Consider the following 19,239-nt stretch of genomic DNA (forward strand, 5'->3'; position numbering starts at 1 on the left):
ACTACTTCAAACAACTCTCCGCCTTCACACTTAATCACTTTCTGTTTAAACTTTACAATTAATTGATAATCGTGAGTTGCCATCAAAATCGTTTTTCCACTTTGATGAATTTCATTCAACAGCTCCATCACCTCTAATGAAGTTTTTGGATCTAAGTTTCCAGTAGGCTCATCTGCTAATATTAATTCAGGATCATTTAATAAAGCTCTTGCTATTGCTACACGTTGTTGTTCTCCTCCAGAAAGTTCGAAGGTTTGTTTGTAGTATTTTTCCTTCATTCCTACTTTGTCTAAAACCTCATTAATTTTGTTTTTCATCTCGGTTTTATCTTTCCAACCTGTAGCTTTTAAAACAAACTCTAAGTTTTCAAAAACACTTCTGTCATTCAACAATTTAAAATCTTGGAAAACGATTCCTAGTTTTCTTCTTAAAAACGGAATGTCTTTTTCCTTTATCTTCTTTAAGTCAAAATCAACAATATTACCTAAACCACGCTGTAAACGTAAATCTCCGTACAAGGTTTTCAACAAACTACTTTTACCACTTCCTGTTTTTCCGATTAAGTAATAGAAATCACCTTTATTCAACGTAAAATTTACTTTTGACAGCACTAAATTGTCTTGTTGATAAATATCAGCATTTTCAAGGTGTAAAACAGGATTTTCCATGGAGTATATGTTTTTTACAAATCTAAAATTTTATAACGTAATTCTGTAACATTTCTTACTTTTGATAAAATGTCTCCCAACAAAAATAAAAAACTAACGTTATAGTTTCTAGATAACTAAAAAATATGAGAGTTAATTGTTTCAAAAAAAGCTGCTTTTTATTTCTTTTTTTAACCTTTACAACGATAATAACGGCGCAAGAATCGGCTATAAATAGTCATTCAAATGCCGATTTTCATAAAGCGATGCGTTTGTATAATAATAAAGCTTACGCTGCATCTCAAGAAATTTTCCGAAAGATTTCGCACAATTCAGAAGAACATCATAACTTAAAGGCAGATGCTGATTATTATGATGCGATGTGTGCCATAAAGCTACAGCAAGATGATGCCGATAATAGAGTTATTCAATTTGTTGAAAACTACCCATACAACAATAAAAAAGAGAAGGCTTACTTAAATGTAGGTAACTATTATTTTGCTAACAGAAAGGCAGCGCATTCTTTAAAATGGTATCAAAAAGTAAATGAAAAGTTACTGAGTCCAGAAGAAAGAGACGAGCTGAACTATAAAATGGGATATGCACTTTTAGTTTCTAATTATTTAAAGGATGCTAAATCTCGTTTTCAAACGTTATTAGGGAATCCTATTTACGGTAATGACGCTCGTTATTACTACGGTTTTATTGCTTACAAACAAGAAAACTTTGGAGAAGCTGAAGACAACTTAAGTCAGTTAGCAAACGACGCTACCTACCAAGCTAAAGCAAATTATTACATTTTAGATATTAGTTTTAAAGCTGGAAGATTTGATAAATCAATTCAAATTGGAGAAAAATTATTAGAAACTACTCAAGATAAAAAAGAGGTTTCTGAAATTTCTAAAATAGTAGGTGAAAGCTATTTCAACCTTAAAAAATATGACAAAGCAATTCCGTACTTAACAGAATACAAAGGTAAAAATGGTCGTTGGACGAATACAGACTATTATTACTTAGGATATGCTTATTATCAACAAAAAGATTATGAAACTGCTATTAGTAACTTCAACAAAATTATTGGAGGGAACAACAAAGTAGCACAAAATGCTTACTATCATTTAGCGGAATGTTATTTAGAGTTAGATAAAAAACTAGAAGCTTTAAATGCATTTAAAAATGCTAGTGAAATGGATTTTGATGCTAAAATCACAGAAAGCGCTTCGTTAAACTATGCTAAATTGAGTTATGAAGAAGGAAACCCTTACGAAAGTGTTCCTGATGTTTTAAAAGGATTTTTAACTAAATATCCTACTTCACCCAATACAGCTGAAATTAGTAATTTATTAGTTACTTCATACTTACATCAACAAGACTATCAAGGTGCTTTAGATTTTTTAAGCACTTCTGAAACTCCTGAAAGTAAAAGTATTATTAATGAAGTGTCGTTATACAGAGGTATTCAGTTATTTAATGAAAATAAAATTGCCGAGGCTAAATCGTATTTTACTAGTGCTACACAATCAGAAAACCCAACTGTAAGTAACAAAGGTGCTTATTGGCTAGCTGAAACTGAATACTCTTTAGGCAACTATCAAAAAGCTTTAGACAGCTTCCTTTCTGTTACCAATAAAGATATAGAAGAAGCTAAAATGCTTAATTATCAAATTGGATACACGAACTTCAAGTTAAAAAGTTATCCGAATGCAGCAAAATACTTTCAGCAATTCCTAGATCAAAATATAGATGATAACGATTTGAATGATGATGCTTCTAATCGTTTAGGAGATTCATTTTATGCTTCAAAAAGTTATTCAAATGCTATAAAAGCGTATAACAAAGTAATTCAAGAAGGTGGTGTTGGTGCCGATTATGCACAATATCAAACAGCAATGAGTAATGGCTTCTTAGGTAAAAACGATGTCAAAATTCAAGATCTAGAAACACTGATTAATGAGTATAGCGAATCTCAGCTTAAAGATGATGCTTTATTCCAATTAGCTACTACATATACTACTACAAACAATACCTCAAAAGCTCAAAAAACCTATGAGCGTTTATTAGCGAATTACCCTACAAGTAATTACGTTCCTAATGTATTATTACGTCAAGGTCTGTTATACTACGGTAGTAACAACAATAGAAAAGCTATTGAAAAATATAAGGAAGTAGTTGCAAAACATCCAACCTCTAACGAAGCAAGACAAGCGGTTACGAACATTAAAAATGTATATATCGATTTAGGAAAAGTTGATGAATATGCTGCTTGGGTTAAAAACATACCTTTTGCTAATGTTACCAACGCCGAATTAGATAATGCTACTTACCAGTCTGCTGAGAACAAATTCTTAGAAAACAACAATCCAAAAGCTATTGAAGGATTCAACAAGTATTTACAATCATTCCCTAACGGAATAAATGTATTAAAAGCTCACTTTTATTTAGCACAAGCCTATAACAATACTAAGCAATTTGATAAAGCAATTCCTCATTACTCTTATGTTTCAAAACAAAATAAGAATGAATTTACAGAGGAATCATTAACAAAACTTGCTAATATCTATTTAGAAAAACAAGATTGGAATAATGGTATTTTAGTACTTCAACAATTAGAAAAAGACGCAAACTATCCGCAAAACATCATTTTTGCCCAAAGCAATTTAATGAAAGGATATTACAACAAAAATGATTATGCTAACGCAATAATCTATGCTGAAAAAGTATTAACTACAGGTAAGGTTGACACTAATATTGCTGAAGACGCAAAAATAATTTTAGCACGCTCTTCTTTTAAAAAGAATGACTTTTTAACTGCCGAAGAATACTTTAATGAAGCTAGTAAAAAAGCTACAGGTGAGTTAAAAGCTGAGTGTTTATATTATAATGCTTTCTTTTTACATGAAAACAAAGAATACGAAGCTTCTACCAAAGCTGTTCAAGACTTAATTGCTAATTATTCTTCATACAAATATTGGGGAGTAAAAAGCTATATAATCATGGCGAAGAACTATTATGCTTTGAAAGATGCGTACCAAGCAACTTACATCTTAGAGAATATTATTAAAAACTTTACTCAGTATAAAGATGTAATTGAAGAAGCTAAAAATGAACTTCGTACCATTAAAAACAAAGAAGCCAAAACAAACGAATCAGTAACTACCCAAAACTAAAATTTGTTAATAACAAACGAAAGTTAAATGATTAGATCGATGAAAAAGCACCTAAGTTTACTTGCTTTATTTGTGATAGCCTATGCAAATGCACAAGAAAAAAATGCCACAAACAAAGCAAAAGACACTATTATAAAAACAGAAGTTGTAAACGTAGTAACTTCGTATGTTCCTAAAATTACCGATGCCTTTAAAATAAAGCAAAAACCAGTAATTGAGCACACTAAAGAAACTCAGAAAAAAGCGTTAGAGTATCAAATATTTTCAGTTCCTGTAGCCTCTACTTTTATTCCTAAAAGTGGTACCATGAAAAAAGTAGATTTAGGAAAAAGAGAAAAGTTATACGATAACTACGTGTCTGTTGGATTTGGAAACGTATTGTCTCCTTTCTTAGAAGCCTATATGAGACGTAGCCAAAGCTACAACAGTGAATTAGGAGCTCATGTGAAATTTTTACTATCCTCTGATCCAGTTGCAGATACTGAGCTAAGTAGTACTTTTTTCAACATTGATTTAAACTTAAATTACACACAACAAGAACGTTATTTTCAATGGTCTGCAGGTTTAGATGCTGAAAAAGACAAATATAACTGGTATGGTTTACCAACCAATATTACGTTTACCGAGTTTGCCTTAAGTACTATTGAAGAATCGCAAAGCTATAATCACTTTAAAATCTTCGGGCAAATAAAGCCAGATGATTCTTATTTAGATGAAGCTAACGGAGCTATTTCTTATTTTTCTGATTCTTTTGAAAGCTCTGAATTTTTGATAGATGGAAATGCTCAGTTTCGTTTTCCTTTAGATAATTTTCATCGTCAACTAAATGACTTATACGTAAATACTACTGCTAGTTATTTAGGAGGAAGTTACGCATATGCTTACGATGCTGTTACTGCTATCGATTATAGTTTTATTACTTTAGGAGTACACCCAACATACAAGTTCAACCTACAAGATTTAGCTATTAAACTAGGAGCTAAAAGTTATTTTTCTATGGATACGGAAAATAGTGAATCTAACTTTTTCATTTATCCTGATGTCGAAATCTCATATCCTATCGTAAAAGATTTTGCAAATGTATTTGTTGGCGCATCAGGTGATTTAACCACGAACATGTTCCAATCTTACACAGATGATAACCCTTACGTATCTCCTACCCTTGATATGCGTCAAACAAACAAAAAATTTGATGCTTTTGGAGGAATTAGAGGAAAGCTAAATCATCAATTTAGCTATAACACAAAAGTAAGCTATGCTGATATTGAAAATAATCCGTTTTTTGCTTTGAACCAATCAAAGTCTGATGGCGACAACATTGCTGGAACTAACGGATTTACTTTCTACGGATATGAATACGGAAACTCTTTTAAAGTAGTTTATGACGATATTAAACTATTATCTTTCTTTGGTGAAATCGCTTTTGATGGTATAAAAAACCTTACTATTGGAGCTAATGCACAGTTTAATAAATTCACGTTAACTAACGAAACAGAAGCTTGGAACACTCCTAAAATAAAAGGAGAGATTTTCGGAACTTATAAGACCGATAAATGGTATGCAGGCGCAAACCTATACTTTGTAGGAAACAGAAAAGGTCGTGTGTATGATGCTTTACCTGCCGATACTTTTACATCAACAGATTTAAAAAGCTATTTTGATGTAAACTTTAACGGAGGATATCATTTTGACGATTCATTTTCTGTGTTTTTAAACCTAAACAACGTACTAAACAACAGTTATCAACGATTTAATAATTTTAACGTACAAGGTTTTCAAGCAATGGGAGGATTAACCTGGAAGTTTGATACACTATTTTAAAAAGTGAAGCTTTTAGTACATTTAATACTTTTTATAGCACTAACCATCGTTACGCAAATTGGTGGTCTTGTTTACCTTTTGGTTATACTCATTGCTAAGCTAAAAAGACTTCCAATTTTAGGTAGTTTTCTTTTGTTTTGTTCAATTTATTTAGTCACCATTTTCACTATAGTTCCTTGGGTTTCTTCAAAGGTATTTGGAAGGGTTAAAATTGAAAATAATCAATTGGTTAGTTATCATAATGTATTAACTGTTTTATGTAATAGAAACTATGTAAAACCAGAATTAAACAATGCGCTTAAAGAAATTGGATATCAACTCAATAAAAAACATCCAAATACTAAAGTTATTTATTTAGATGCTAACTTTCCTTTTTTTGACGGTTTTCCGCTTTTCCCTCACTTAAGTCATAATGATGGAAAGAAAGTTGACATTTCTTTTATTTATAAAGATGCTTCTGGAAAAATAACAAACAATAAGCCTTCCAATAGCGGTTATGGTGTTTTTGAAAACCCAACACAACACGAAACCAATACTACAGCTATTTGTAAAGAAAAAGGATACTGGCAGTACGATTATCCTAAATACCTAACACTAGGAACTAACAATAAAAGCCTCACCTTTTCTAACAAGGTAAATAAAGATTTCTTAGAAATAATTACCAACCTACAACAAACTCAAAAAGTATTTATTGAACCACATCTTAAAACACGTTTACATCTAAAAAGTTCTAAAATTAGATTTCAAGGATGTAAAGCGGTGAGACACGACGATCATATTCATCTTCAAATTAACTAAGTTTTTATTCTTTTTTGTGTAGATTTATCTCCCTAATTTACACTATAATATGAAAAAACTAACCTTTCTACTTACAGCAAGTATCTTCTGCTTTGCTTGTAAAACAGAACAAAAGCAAGACACACAAACTACAACCTATAGTGAAACAGCTTACAAACAAGACTCTGTTCAAATAAAACAATTATTTAGTTCTGCATTAACTGAAGGAAAATCTTATGAGTGGTTACGTGACCTAACTCAAAATATCGGAAGCCGTTTATCAGGTTCTGAAGGAGCAGCTAAATCGGTAATTTGGGGAGAGAAATTAATGAAAGAAGTTGGTTTAGATTCTGTTTGGTTACAGCCTATTATGGTACCACATTGGGTACGCGGAGAAAAAGAAGTAGCTAATTATGAATTTAACGGGGAAAAAATTAATGTTCCTATTTGTGCTTTAGGAGGCTCTATTGCAACACCAACTAACGGAATTACCGCACAAGTTATAGAAGTTAAAAACATTGACGAAGCCAAAAATTTAGGAGATAAAGCTAACGGAAAGATTGTATTCTTTAACGGTGCTTTTGACAACACACTCATCAATACCTTTCAAGCTTATGGAGGTTGCGTAGGTCAACGCTACGGAGGAGCTTCTATAGTTGGAAAGTTTGGAGCAAAAGCAGTTATTGTCCGTTCTATGACTAATGGAATTGATGATTATCCACACACAGGTTCTATGGGATATGGTGATATTCCGAAGGAACAATATATTCCTGCTGCAGCTATTAGTTCACGTGCTGCTGAAAACTTAAGCAAGCATTTAAAAGAAAACCCAAACTTACAATTTTACTTTAAACAAAGTTGTGAAAATCTTCCAGATGCTCCTTCTCACAATGTAGTAGGAGAAATTAAAGGAAGCGAATATCCTGATAAAATTATGGTGGTTGGCGGACATTTAGATTCTTGGGATTTAGGGGAAGGCGCACACGATGACGGAACTGGAATTGTACAATCGTTAGAAGTTGCTTATTTATTCAAAAAGAACAACATCAAACCTAAAAACACCATCCGAATTGTCTTTTTCATGAATGAAGAAAACGGTTTACGTGGCGCTACTGAATATGCTCGTTTAGCAAAGGAAAATGGTGAATTACACATTGGTGCTTTAGAATCTGATGCAGGCGGACACACACCAAGAGGTTTTTCTATTGATGCAAATAAAAGAAACTTACAACTTGTACAAAGCTGGAAAAAACTCTTAGCTCCTTACGGATTACATGATATTATTGCTGGTGGTGGTGGCGCTGATATTGGCCCTTTAAAAGATGATCATGTTACCTTGGTAGGTTACCGACCAGATTCGCAACGCTATTTCGATTATCATCATGCGGCTACAGATACATTTGATAAAGTAAACAAACGTGAGCTTGAGTTAGGAAGTGCTTCTATGGCTAGTATTGTATATTTAATGGATAAATATTTATACAACGAAGAAGCTTTAAAACCTTAAAAAGTATAAGATGAGTACTAGATTAAACAAAGAATACTTTGAAACTAAAAGAAAACACAAAGAAGGTTATAGAAAAAAGAAACTTACTTTAAAAAAAGTCATTTTTAATTTAATTATCACCCTTGTTATAATTGTCTTATATAATATTTTTAACAACTATTTATCTAAGAAGGCTGAGCAGAATAAAAAAGAAAACTCTTCATCTTATATATTAATCCAGTAATAAACTCTGTTAATGAATATATTAATATTAGTACTTAGAATTATTTTCGGAATATTTTTCGCCTTTGCAGGTGTTATGCACATTGTAAAGCCTAAGATTTTCAATCGCTTTATTCCTAATTTCCTTCCTAAATTAATTATAAACTACATAGCTGGTTTATTAGAGTTGGCTATTGGTATCGGATTACTAATTAATCAAACTACCAAACAAGCAGCTTTAGCAATGTTTGTATTAATGTTGCTTTTTTTACCAATACATATTTGGGATGTTTTTAGAGAAAAACCAGCTATTGGGTCTAAAAAAATTGCTATTGTAAGAGTTCCTCTTCAGTTCTTGTTATTATATATCGCCTATTTAATTTATACACACTAATGAAAAAAGTATTATTTCCACTACTAACATTTAGCTTACTATTTTCTTGCAAACCAAAAGAAAAAGTAGACACGTTAGTCATCAACGCAAATGCTTATACCGTAAATACTAATTTTGATAAAGCGGAAAGCTTTGCTATTAGAGACGGAAAGTTTATAGCCATAGGAAGCAATGAAGAAATTCAAGAAAAATACACTTCTTTAAACATTGTTGATGCAAATAACAGTGCTGTTTATCCAGGTTTTATTGATGCTCATTGCCATTTTTATGGTCTAGGCTTGCAGCAGCAAAAAGTAGACTTGGTTGGAACAGAAAGTTACGACGAAGTACTACAACGTTTAATAGATTTTCAAAAAGAGAAAAACACAACTTACATCACAGGTCGCGGTTGGGATCAAAATGATTGGGAAGTAAAAGAATTTCCTACTAAAGAAAAATTAGACAGTATTTTCCCTAATACTCCAGTTGCTATTCGCAGGATTGATGGTCATGCAATGTTGGTAAATCAAGCTGCTATTGATTTAGCTGGAATTACTACCGATTCTAAAGTAGATGGTGGAGAGTTTATAAAAAAAGACGGTAAGCTAACAGGAGTACTGATTGACAATGCGATGAATTTTATCAATAATCCAAAACCCTCAAAAAGAGAGCAAATTCAAGCTTTAAAAGATGCTGAAAAAATATGTTTTGATTTAGGGCTAACCACCGTTGACGATGCTGGTTTAGACAAAGAAGTTATTGAGTTAATTGATAGTTTACAACAATCAGGTGATTTAAAAATGCGTATATACGCTATGATTTCTAACAATCAAAAAAACCTTGATTACTACCTCAACAAAGGCATCATTAAAACGGATAGATTAAACGTTCGTTCTGTAAAGGTTTATTCCGATGGCGCACTAGGTTCTCGAGGTGCTGCTCTTAAAGATGAATATTCTGATAAAAAAGGACATTTTGGTGCTTTGGTAAATTCCTATGAGAACTTACAAAAAGTAGCGAATAGAATTGCTGCTTCCGATTATCAAATGAACACCCATGCTATTGGAGACTCTGCCAATTACGTAATGTTAAAAACCTACAACGAAGTATTAAAAAATAAAACAGACAGACGTTGGCGTATTGAACACGCTCAAATTGTAGATCTGAATGACTTCAATTTATTTAAAAATGTTCTTCCTTCTATTCAACCTACGCATGCAACTTCTGATATGTATTGGGCAGAAGACCGTGTTGGCTCAGAAAGAATAAAAGGAGCTTACGCTTTTAACGACTTATTAAAAGAATACGGAAAAGTTGCTTTAGGAACCGATTTCCCTATTGAACATGTGAGTCCATTATATACTTTTTACGCAGCTACTATCAGAAAAGATTTAAAAGGTTATCCTGAAAATGGCTACCAAATGGAAAATGCATTATCAAGAGAAAATGCCTTAAAAGGAATGACTATTTGGAATGCCTATGCTAATTTTGAGGAAAACGAAAAGGGAAGCATCGAAATAGGTAAAGTCGCTGATTTTATCATTCTTGATAAGGATATAATGACTATTGACGGAAAAGAAATTCCGAATACAAAAGTGATAGCAACCTATATTAATGGAGAAAAAGTGAATTAAAAACAAAGATTTTACTAAACAAAAGCGCCTTAGAAAATATTCTCTAAGGCGCTTTTATTTAATACAGAAATTTATTCTATATAAAATGTTCTATTTTGCGGGACATACACTATTTTATTTTGACAAATAGTAGCACAGTCTCCAGACTGCAAACATTCATAAATTAACTTGCCACAAGACACCTTTCCTTCACAACTTTCGTTAAATTCGCCTGTTGTTCCTTTACAAGTTACTTCGTATGTACCTTTGTCAATTCTTTTTTGTATCTCCTCTTCACTATCTAAAACAAAAAAATCTGCTTCAGCTTCAACAGAACTTAGGTATTTAATCGTATTATTCTTTTTATCATACTCAACATCTATGTATATGACGTTTTCATCATTTGATGTTTGTATATCCATAGCAGCTATTTTAGAAAAAAACTCATCTGGGCTAAGTTTTGAATCTGCTAACAATTTCAAAGGTTGATTTTTATTGCATGCCACCAAACCAAATACCACAATTAAAAACCCTAAAACAATCTTTCTTTTTTTCATAATAAACAAAATTTAAAATTACCTACATCGCTAATATACAATGTTTTAAATTACAAGTAAAAAAATGCATCTTTTTGCGCTGTTTTCAGTCTACTATACGAACCTAAAATATATATCATGAAAAATAACAATCAATGTACCTGTAATTGTGAGGGATGCAAAACGGGTGACTGTTCAAATTGTACATGCGAAAACTGTACCTGCAGCAATTGCAACTGTTAATTAAATCAACTTTTTAATATTTTGTCATTCTGAATAAAATGAAAACAACAACTATCATTTTACACAGAGTGACTTTTTTCGTAAATTTATACTATGACAACGCAACAAGTTTGGAAAAAATACGCAGATGATGTAAAACACTTTATTTTAAGTAAAGTGAAAGAGCCTACTGTGACTAATGACATCTTACAAGAAACATTTATAAAAGTTCACACGAAACTTCACACCTTAAAGGATATTACCAAACTAAAATCTTGGATTTTTACGATTGCTCGCAATACAATGATGGATTACTTCAAGAACACTAATCAAACAGTTGAATTAAAAAATTTTGAAGTTCAAACAGATACAAAAGAGCATGAACATACCGAAAAAGATTGTCTTCGTGCAATCATACAAGATTTACCTAAAAAATATAGAGATCCTCTATTTTTATCAGACATTAGAGGCTTAAAACAGCAAGAAGTTGCTGATACTTTAAAACAAAATTTACCTACTACGAAATCTCAAATTCAACGTGCTCGTAAATTAATTGCACAAGGTTTTATGGATTGCTGCGGATTATCTCTTAATGAAGACGGAAAACTGGTGGGAGAAATTCAAGATAAAGAAGATTGTAAAGTTTGTAAGTAAATTACACCCCTAAATTTTAATCTAAAACTCCTTTAAAAAAACAGTACTATTCATCATAATTCCCCATGTTTATTTCAAAACATCACACTAAAAACCAACACCTTACAAAACAGTCAATTTGTTTAACTCTTGATTTTTTCATATATTAAGAGAAATCAAAAATTAAAATTATGACAGATCAAGAACAAAAAAGACTCGATACGATGAACGCCGTTTTGATAAAAATGGAAGACATTAAAAACACACAAAAAAGTTTAATCGAAAAAATCGGTGTAGTAGAAGTTCAATTATTTGACATCCAATCTAAAGATCTTGACAAAGAACTAGAAAAAGTTATGGTAAGAGCTTCTGATACCTTAACTATTATAAAACAAGCCTCTGAAGCTTTTGAAATGAAACGAAATCGTTTAGAAAACGAAGCATAAAAAAAATCCGCTTTATAGCGGATTTTTCTTTTATCGTCTCTTCTTTTTAAAACCTTTGTTTTTTCTTCTTGAAGGTTTATCACTCTTCTTGTATGTTACCGTATCGTCAAACGTATTTTTGGCTTTTCTTGCCTTGTTTTTACGCCAAGAGGTGTCTTCTGGCAATAACTTCTTCAATAAATCGGTACGTCCAACCTTAGTTAAGGTGTTCTTAATCCAGTCTTTATTCTCCTTTTTATACCAAAAGAAAAACTTGTGTTGATCTTCCTTCTCCTTTCTAGTTTTCGGAGTTTTTACTTCTTTTAATGTATATGGATGATATCCGCTATAATAAATTACCGTAGCAACCGTCATAGGCGTTGGTGTAAACCCTTGAACTTGCTCTAACTGGAAGCCCATATCTTTCGTTTCTGCCGCCAAATTTGCCATATCTTCCGCTTCACAAGCTGGGTGACTCGAAATAAAATACGGTATTAACTGAAGCTTTAATTTCTTTTTTACATTGATGCGATCAAAACGCTCTTTAAATAAGTGAAAATATTTAAATGACGGTTTACGCATTAATTTTAACACAGGATCTGACGTATGCTCTGGTGCAACTTTCAATCGACCAGAAACGTGTTTAGTCATAACTTCTTCCGTATAAGCATCTAACTCTTTAGGATCAGCATTTTTATTGAATTCAGGCACTAACATATCATGTCGAATTCCACTTCCAATAAATGATTTTTTCACTTTTGGATGCGCATCAACTGCCTGATACAATTTGGTTAAAGGCTTATGTGAAGTATCTAGATTACTACAAATTACAGGTGAAATACATGATGGAGCAACGCACTTGTCGCAAATCTCCTGAACCTTCCCTTTCATCTTATACATATTTGCAGAAGGTCCTCCGATATCTGATAAGTAGCCTTTAAAATCATCCATCTGCGCAACTTGATCCACCTCTCTTAATACAGATTCTTGACTTCGGCTAGCAATAAACTTCCCTTGGTGCGCAGAAATAGTACAGAAACTACATCCTCCAAAACATCCACGGTGAATATTGATAGAAAACTTAATCATTTCAAACGCAGGAATAGGTCCACGCTTGTTATATTTTGGATGTGGTAATCGTGTATATGGCAAATCAAACGACGCATCAATCTCTTCTTCCGTCATGGTAGGGAATGGCGGATTGATCATCAATTTTCTATTTCCTACTTGTTGAAAAATACGACGTGCATATAGTTTATTCGACTCCTGCTCTATCACTTTAAAGTTAGATGCGTAGGCTTTTTTATCCTTCAAACAAGTTTCATGCGAACTGATTTCTACATCATCCCAATTCTTATTCTTTGGAACTTTTTCAGCTTCATCTAACAAAACAGCTGTTTGCTTAATGGTTTTTAAACTCGAAAACGGAACACCTTTTTGTAACAACTCAACAATTTCTCTTAGTGGTTGCTCTCCCATTCCATATACCAACATATCAGCTTTAGAAGTTTCTAAAATCGTTGGTAATAATTTATCAGACCAATAATCGTAGTGCGTAACACGACGTAATGAGGCTTCAATTCCTCCAATCAATACAGGAACATCTGGAAACTTTTCTTTTAATATTTTAGAATATACTGAAGTTGCATAATCAGGTCTGAATCCTTTATCTCCGTTAGGCGTATAAGCATCTTTATCACGACGACGTTTACTAGCCGTGTAATTACTAACCATCGGATCCATACAACCACCTGTTACCGCAAAAAATAACCTCGGTGTACCTAATTTCTCAAAATCTTGTAAATTATCATGTACACTTGGTTGTGGAACAATCGCCACACGCAAGCCATAACTCTCTAAAATACGCCCAATTACTGCAGGTCCAAATGATGGATGATCTACATATGCATCTCCACTGAATAGAATTACATCCAATTCATCCCATCCACGTAACTTAACCTCCTTATTTGTAGTAGGTAACCAATCTGAAACTCGTCTTATTCTCATGCCGTTGCAAAGGTACGTTAATTATCAATTACTTTTATATTTCATCTACAAACTCATCACAAGAAAATACCTATTATAGTTAATTCTATAAGGTCCTTTACACCTCACTTTTATCCTTTAACATTTAATTATGATTCATTAGAGAGCAATTTCACTAAATTTCGCTCTTTATCAATCAAATAACACACAATGACAAACAGATTACTCTCAACCTTATTAGTAGTCTTTTTCGCTTTTGGAATTTCTTTAAATACTGAAGCTCAAAGAAAAAAGAAAAAAGACACTAAAAAAGAGGCTCCTAAAAAAGCAGAACCTAAAAAAGGAGGTATTCAACCTTACGGAAAAGTAGTTACCAAAGAACACAAAACCGACGAAGGGTTATTCAAAGTACACTCAAAAGACACTAACTTTTTATTTGAAATTCCTGATTCGTTATTAAATCGTGAAATGTTAATGGTTACCAGAATCGCCAAAACCGCTAGCGGAATTGGATTTGGTGGTGGTAAACAAAACACACAAGTATTACGTTGGGTAAAAAACAAAAAACAAGTTTTATTAAAAGTTGTATCGCACAATGTTGTTGCTGATACTATTTTACCTGTTCACGAAGCTGTTGTAAACTCTAATTTTGAGCCTATTTTATTTGCTTTCCCTATTAAAGCATTTAGTAAAGATTCTACAGCTACTGTAATTGATGCTAGTCCTCTTTTTGAAGGTGATGTACAAGCAATCGGTTTTCCTCAAAGAAGTAGAAAGCAGTACAAAATTTCTAAAATGGATAAGACTAGATCTTATATAGATAGAATTAGCAGCTACCCTCAAAACATAGAAATTAGAAATATTAAAACATATATTTCTGCAGCTCCTCCTTCAAATTCAAGTGTAGGTTCTGTTACTATGGAGTTAAGCAACTCTATGATTTTACTTCCTAAAACACCTATGAAAAGACGTTATTTTGATGAGCGTGTTGGGTGGTTTACCAGTTCTCAAACTGACTACGGATTAGATGTTCAAAAAAGTAAATCAGTTACCTATTTAGACAGATGGCGTTTAGAAGTAAAAGACGAAGATTTAGAAAAGTTTAAAAGAGGTGAATTAGTAGAACCTAAAAAACAAATCGTTTATTACATCGATAGAGCTACTCCTCAAAAATGGCGTAAATACATCAAGCAAGGTATTGAAGATTGGCAAATTGCTTTTGAAGCTGCAGGATTTAAAAATGCCATCATCGCTAAAGATGCTCCTACTAAAGAAGAAGACCCTGATTGGAGCCCTGAAGATGTACGTTACTCTGTAGTTCGTTATTTAGCTTCTCCAATTCCTAATGCAAATGGACCTCACGTTAGTGACCCTCGATCAGGAGAAATTTTAGAATCTGACATTAACTGGTATCACAATGTAATGACTTTATTACACAACTGGTTTTTTGTACAAACAGCAGCTATAAATCCAGATGCAAGAGGAAATCAATTTAAAGATGAAGTTATGGGGCGCTTAATCCGTTTTGTTTCTTCTCATGAAGTTGGACATACTTTAGGATTGCCTCACAACATGGGAAGTTCTGTTGCGTATCCTGTAGATTCTTTACGTTCTGCTGAATTTACTAAAAAGAACGGAACAGCTCCTTCTATCATGGATTATGCTCGTTTTAACTATATAGCACAACCAGAAGATAAAGGTGTTGCATTAATGCCTAATATTGGGCCTTACGATAAATATTCTATTAGTTGGGGATACAGACCAATCTTAGACAAATCGGCTGAAGATGAAAAAACAATCTTAAATCAATGGATTAAAGAAAAAGCTGGAAATCCTGTGTATAGATTCGGACACCAACAAGTTCGTAATATTATTGACCCTAGCTCACAAACAGAAGATTTAGGTGACGATGCCATGAAAGCAAGTGCTTATGGTATTAAAAACTTACAACGTATTTTACCTCGTTTAGAAGAGTGGACTACTGAAGATGGTGAAACTTACGAAGAGTTAAAAACTATGTACGGACAAGTAGTTGGACAGTTTAACAGATATATGGGACACGTGAGTTCTAACATTGGTGGTGTGTATGAATACTTTAAAACTGCTGATCAAGATGGAGCTGTTTATGTACACGTACCAAAAGAACATCAAAAAAGAGCTTTACAATTTGTAAACAACGAATTATTTAAAACTCCTACTTGGTTAATTGATGAAAATATCATCAGTAAAACACAACATTCAGGAATTATTGAACGTATCAGAAGCCTACAAGTACAAACTTTAAACAGAGTTTTAAAAACTGGAAGGTTAACTCGTATGATTGAGAATGAAACTTTAAACGGAACTAAAGCGTATTCTCTTATTGAAATGATGGGCGATTTACGTAAAGGTATTTGGAGCGAAGTATACGCTAACAAAACTATAGACCCTTACCGTAGAAACTTACAACGTGCGCATTTAGATCAATTAGACTTTTTATTAAATAAAGCGAAAGATCAAAAAGCACCAAGAAGTGATCGTGGTTACTTTAAACAAACCGCTGTTACGATTAATCAATCAGATATTAAACCTGTAGTTAGAGGAGAATTAAAACGTTTACAAAGAGATATTAAACGAAGTATTCCTTCTGCCCGTAACACGATAACTCGTTATCATTTACAAGATGCTGCTGATAGAATAGACAATATTCTAGAGCCTAACAAATAATACCTTCTCAATAACAGCAATCTACATACTAGATTGCTGTTATTTTTTATACTTTTATTCGCTATATAATTAACTACCAACTATAATGAAAAAAGCTTTAGCCCTATTATTTATTGTTGCTGTTTCCTTTGCTAGTTGTAAAAAAACAACAACTAACAAAACTGAAACAGCCGAAGATACCTACGTTAAAGATAACTACAACAAAAAAGAAGTAAAAATTACGATGAGAGATGGTGTTAAGCTACACGCTACCATTTACTCTCCAAAAGACACCAGTAAAACCTACCCTATTTTACTACAACGTACTCCGTATAGCTGTCAACCTTATGGAGAAGATAAATTCAGAAAAAAAATTGGGCCAAACCCAATTTTAATGAAAGAAGGAAACATTATTGTTTACCAAGATGTTCGCGGACGTTGGATGAGTGAAGGCGTGTATGACAACATGCGTGCTTACATTCCGAATAAAACAGAAAAACAAACCGATGAAACTAGTGATACTTATGATACTATTGATTGGTTAGTAAACAATGTGTCTAACAATAACGGAAATGTAGGCACTTGGGGAATTTCATACCCAGGACATTACGCTACTGTTTCTGCAATTGATGCACATCCTGCTTTAAAAGCTGCTTCTCCGCAAGCATGTATTGGAGATTTCTTTTTTGATGATTTTCACCATAACGGAGCTTTTTTATTAAGTTATTTTAGAGCGGTTTCTCTATTCGGAACCTATAAAGATCAACCTACCGATTCTGCATGGTATTCATTCCCTGATATGAAAACTCAAGATCAATATCAGTTTTTCTTAGATAAAGGACCTTTAAAAAACTTAAACGAATATTTTCAATATGATAAGTTAGATACTAAAGTTGCTGAAAACAAAGAACGTATTGACGATTTCTTTTGGAAGGAAATTGTAGAGCACCCTAACTACGATTCTGTATGGCAAAGTAAAGGAATCATTCAACATTTAGATAAAGTACCCTCTACCGTAGCAACAATGATTGTAGGTGGTTGGTTTGATGCTGAAGACCTATATGGACCGTTAGAAACTTACAAGGGGATTGAAAAAAATCAACCAAATAACTACAATACTATTGTTTTCGGACCTTGGGATCATGGCGGATGGTCAAGAAATAAAGTAGCAAACAAAGTTGGTAACTACTACTTTGGAGATTCTATCTCATTGAAATTCCAAAAAGAAGTAGAAACAAAATTCTTTAATCACTTCTTAAAAGGAGATGGTAATAAAAATTCTGGTTTACCAGAAGCTTATGTGTTTGACACAGGTAAAAAAACTTGGAAATCATACGATGTATGGCCTCCTGAAAATGCTCAAAAACAAACTTTTTTCTTATCTGATGATCAAGAATTAACAGCAACTCAAAAAGGAAACAATAAAATTAGTTTTATCAGTGATATTAAACGTCCTGTTCCGTATTCTGAAGATATTAAAACAGTATTTACCCCTCGTAAATATATGACAGACGATCAGCGTTTTGCTGCGCGTAGACCTGATGTATTGGTATATGAAACAGAAGTATTAACTGAAGATTTCACCCTTGCTGGTGATATTTTAGCCAAACTACAAGTAGCAACTACAGGTTCAGCTGCCGATTGGATTGTGAAGGTTATCGATGTGCATCCACACGATTTGAAAAACGACAACAAAGAAATGCAAACACACTTAAAACTAAGCAACTACCATTTAATGGTACGTAGTGAAGTAATGCGTGGTCGTTTTAGAAATAGTTTTTCAAATCCAGAACCTTTTACACCAAATAAGAAAACAGCCGTAAACATTAAACTACAAGATGTTTTCCACACGTTTAAAAAAGGACATAAAGTGCAAATACAAGTACAAAGTACGTGGTTTCCTTTAATCGATTTGAATCCGCAAACCTATGTAGACAATATTTACAAGGCAGACGAAGAAGACTTTAAAACACAAACGCATTCGGTATTTACCGATTCTAGTATAGAATTTACAGTGTTAAAATAACAACAAACTTTTTTCTATTTAAAAACTCACAACACTTAAGTATTGTGAGTTTTTTTTTTTTAGAATTTATAACTCTAAATAACAATACGTACCTTTATCTTTAAATAATAATGTATTTTATGAACTGGATTTATTTAATTATAGCTGGTATTTTTGAAATAGGATGGCCTTTAGGCTTAAAGCTTTCTCAAAACGTTCAATATAAATTCTTAGGCATTTGTATTGCTATTATTTGTATGGCTACCAGTGGATATTTTTTATGGTTAGCTCAAAAAACAATTCCTATGGGAACAGCTTATGCTGTTTGGACAGGTATAGGCGCTGTAGGTACTTTACTTGTTGGTATTATATTTTTAGGAGACTCAGCCAACATTTGGCGTCTTATTTCTGCATCATTAATTGTATTTGGAATAGTAGGACTAAAACTAGCCAATTAAACTATTATTTTATTATCAAAAAAAACTAACTGTGCCTAAAAAATATTTTTTCCTTCTTTTTTTAAACATTCATTTTATAACATACGGACAAGAGAATTACCCTGTTCCTCCTAAAAACTCTAATAGCCTTTTTTACATACAACACAGCAATAATTTTAACACATATGTATACGATGTTAATCT

Annotated in this window: 15 protein-coding genes; 12 read left to right on the forward strand and 3 right to left on the reverse strand. The window is 32.6% G+C overall.

The window, feature by feature from the left end; genetic code table 11:
* On the reverse strand, positions 1-668 hold a 668-nt coding region (locus tag OU788_RS08610), incomplete at its 3' end, for a cell division ATP-binding protein FtsE (protein WP_274634798.1).
* 125 nt (positions 669-793) lie between these two features.
* Between OU788_RS08610 and OU788_RS08615 the strand changes: the two genes are divergently transcribed.
* Genes OU788_RS08615 through OU788_RS08645 form a run of 7 tightly spaced genes read left to right on the forward strand, consistent with a single transcriptional unit; the run spans position 794 to position 10,127 of the window.
* On the forward strand, positions 794-3,814 hold the full coding sequence (locus OU788_RS08615) for a tetratricopeptide repeat protein (protein ID WP_274634799.1): 3,021 nt from the start codon (positions 794-796) through the stop codon (positions 3,812-3,814).
* Between the two features lie 39 nt (positions 3,815-3,853).
* Positions 3,854-5,635 carry a hypothetical protein gene (locus OU788_RS08620; protein WP_274634800.1) on the forward strand — a complete coding sequence of 594 codons (1,782 nt, stop codon included), beginning with the start codon at positions 3,854-3,856 and terminating at the stop codon, positions 5,633-5,635.
* Positions 5,636-5,638: 3 nt separating this feature from the next.
* On the forward strand, positions 5,639-6,433 hold the full coding sequence (locus OU788_RS08625) for a hypothetical protein (protein ID WP_274634801.1): 795 nt from the start codon (positions 5,639-5,641) through the stop codon (positions 6,431-6,433).
* A 49-nt stretch (positions 6,434-6,482) separates the two neighbouring features.
* Entirely contained in the window at positions 6,483-7,919 is a 1,437-nt protein-coding gene (locus tag OU788_RS08630; protein ID WP_274634802.1) for a M20/M25/M40 family metallo-hydrolase, read from the forward strand.
* Between the two features lie 10 nt (positions 7,920-7,929).
* Positions 7,930-8,142: a hypothetical protein gene (locus OU788_RS08635; protein WP_274634803.1), complete on the forward strand. Its 213-nt coding sequence runs from the start codon at positions 7,930-7,932 to the stop codon at positions 8,140-8,142.
* 12 nt (positions 8,143-8,154) lie between these two features.
* A complete protein-coding gene (locus OU788_RS08640; RefSeq protein WP_274634804.1) occupies positions 8,155-8,514 on the forward strand; it encodes a DoxX family protein in 360 nt (119 codons plus the stop codon).
* Complete coding sequence (locus tag OU788_RS08645; protein ID WP_274634805.1) at positions 8,514-10,127, forward strand: amidohydrolase; 1,614 nt, start codon at positions 8,514-8,516, stop codon at positions 10,125-10,127. Before OU788_RS08640 ends, OU788_RS08645 begins: the two co-directional genes overlap by 1 nt.
* Positions 10,128-10,198: 71 nt before the next feature.
* On the opposite strand, the gene OU788_RS08650 is transcribed toward OU788_RS08645, so the two are convergent.
* Positions 10,199-10,663 (reverse strand): hypothetical protein, encoded by a 465-nt coding sequence (locus OU788_RS08650; protein ID WP_274634806.1) that lies wholly within the window; start codon positions 10,661-10,663, stop codon positions 10,199-10,201.
* Positions 10,664-10,978: 315 nt separating this feature from the next.
* Between OU788_RS08650 and OU788_RS08655 the strand changes: the two genes are divergently transcribed.
* Both OU788_RS08655 and OU788_RS08660 read left to right on the forward strand, forming a co-directional pair.
* On the forward strand, positions 10,979-11,518 hold the full coding sequence (locus OU788_RS08655; protein WP_274634807.1) for a sigma-70 family RNA polymerase sigma factor: 540 nt from the start codon (positions 10,979-10,981) through the stop codon (positions 11,516-11,518).
* 170 nt (positions 11,519-11,688) lie between these two features.
* A complete protein-coding gene (locus OU788_RS08660) occupies positions 11,689-11,943 on the forward strand; it encodes a hypothetical protein (RefSeq protein WP_274634808.1) in 255 nt (84 codons plus the stop codon).
* 30 nt (positions 11,944-11,973) lie between these two features.
* Here the strand turns inward: OU788_RS08660 and OU788_RS08665 are convergent, their stop codons facing one another.
* Entirely contained in the window at positions 11,974-13,929 is a 1,956-nt protein-coding gene (locus OU788_RS08665; RefSeq protein ID WP_274634809.1) for a YgiQ family radical SAM protein, read from the reverse strand.
* Positions 13,930-14,118: 189 nt separating this feature from the next.
* Between OU788_RS08665 and OU788_RS08670 the strand changes: the two genes are divergently transcribed.
* From OU788_RS08670 to OU788_RS08680, 3 genes are all read left to right on the forward strand, one after another.
* Positions 14,119-16,614 carry a zinc-dependent metalloprotease gene (locus tag OU788_RS08670; RefSeq protein WP_274634810.1) on the forward strand — a complete coding sequence of 832 codons (2,496 nt, stop codon included), beginning with the start codon at positions 14,119-14,121 and terminating at the stop codon, positions 16,612-16,614.
* Between the two features lie 85 nt (positions 16,615-16,699).
* A complete protein-coding gene (locus tag OU788_RS08675; protein WP_274634811.1) occupies positions 16,700-18,619 on the forward strand; it encodes a CocE/NonD family hydrolase in 1,920 nt (639 codons plus the stop codon).
* Between the two features lie 119 nt (positions 18,620-18,738).
* Entirely contained in the window at positions 18,739-19,056 is a 318-nt protein-coding gene (locus OU788_RS08680) for a DMT family transporter (protein WP_159613500.1), read from the forward strand.
* The last annotated feature ends 183 nt before the right edge of the window (positions 19,057-19,239 follow it).

Source organism: Tenacibaculum sp. L6 (assembly GCF_028823685.1).
In the GTDB taxonomy this organism is placed as follows: Bacteria; Bacteroidota; Bacteroidia; order Flavobacteriales; family Flavobacteriaceae; genus Polaribacter.

Coding starts and splice junctions, on each gene's coding strand:
- OU788_RS08665 (WP_274634809.1), bottom strand. CDS start 13,929: ATGAGAATAAGACGAGTTTCAGATTGGTTACCTACTACAAATAAGGAG.
- OU788_RS08650 (WP_274634806.1), bottom strand. CDS start 10,663: ATGAAAAAAAGAAAGATTGTTTTAGGGTTTTTAATTGTGGTATTTGGT.
- OU788_RS08630 (WP_274634802.1), top strand. CDS start 6,483: ATGAAAAAACTAACCTTTCTACTTACAGCAAGTATCTTCTGCTTTGCT.
- OU788_RS08615 (WP_274634799.1), top strand. CDS start 794: ATGAGAGTTAATTGTTTCAAAAAAAGCTGCTTTTTATTTCTTTTTTTA.
- OU788_RS08680 (WP_159613500.1), top strand. CDS start 18,739: ATGAACTGGATTTATTTAATTATAGCTGGTATTTTTGAAATAGGATGG.
- OU788_RS08635 (WP_274634803.1), top strand. CDS start 7,930: ATGAGTACTAGATTAAACAAAGAATACTTTGAAACTAAAAGAAAACAC.
- OU788_RS08670 (WP_274634810.1), top strand. CDS start 14,119: ATGACAAACAGATTACTCTCAACCTTATTAGTAGTCTTTTTCGCTTTT.
- OU788_RS08640 (WP_274634804.1), top strand. CDS start 8,155: ATGAATATATTAATATTAGTACTTAGAATTATTTTCGGAATATTTTTC.
- OU788_RS08655 (WP_274634807.1), top strand. CDS start 10,979: ATGACAACGCAACAAGTTTGGAAAAAATACGCAGATGATGTAAAACAC.
- OU788_RS08620 (WP_274634800.1), top strand. CDS start 3,854: ATGAAAAAGCACCTAAGTTTACTTGCTTTATTTGTGATAGCCTATGCA.
- OU788_RS08660 (WP_274634808.1), top strand. CDS start 11,689: ATGACAGATCAAGAACAAAAAAGACTCGATACGATGAACGCCGTTTTG.
- OU788_RS08675 (WP_274634811.1), top strand. CDS start 16,700: ATGAAAAAAGCTTTAGCCCTATTATTTATTGTTGCTGTTTCCTTTGCT.
- OU788_RS08645 (WP_274634805.1), top strand. CDS start 8,514: ATGAAAAAAGTATTATTTCCACTACTAACATTTAGCTTACTATTTTCT.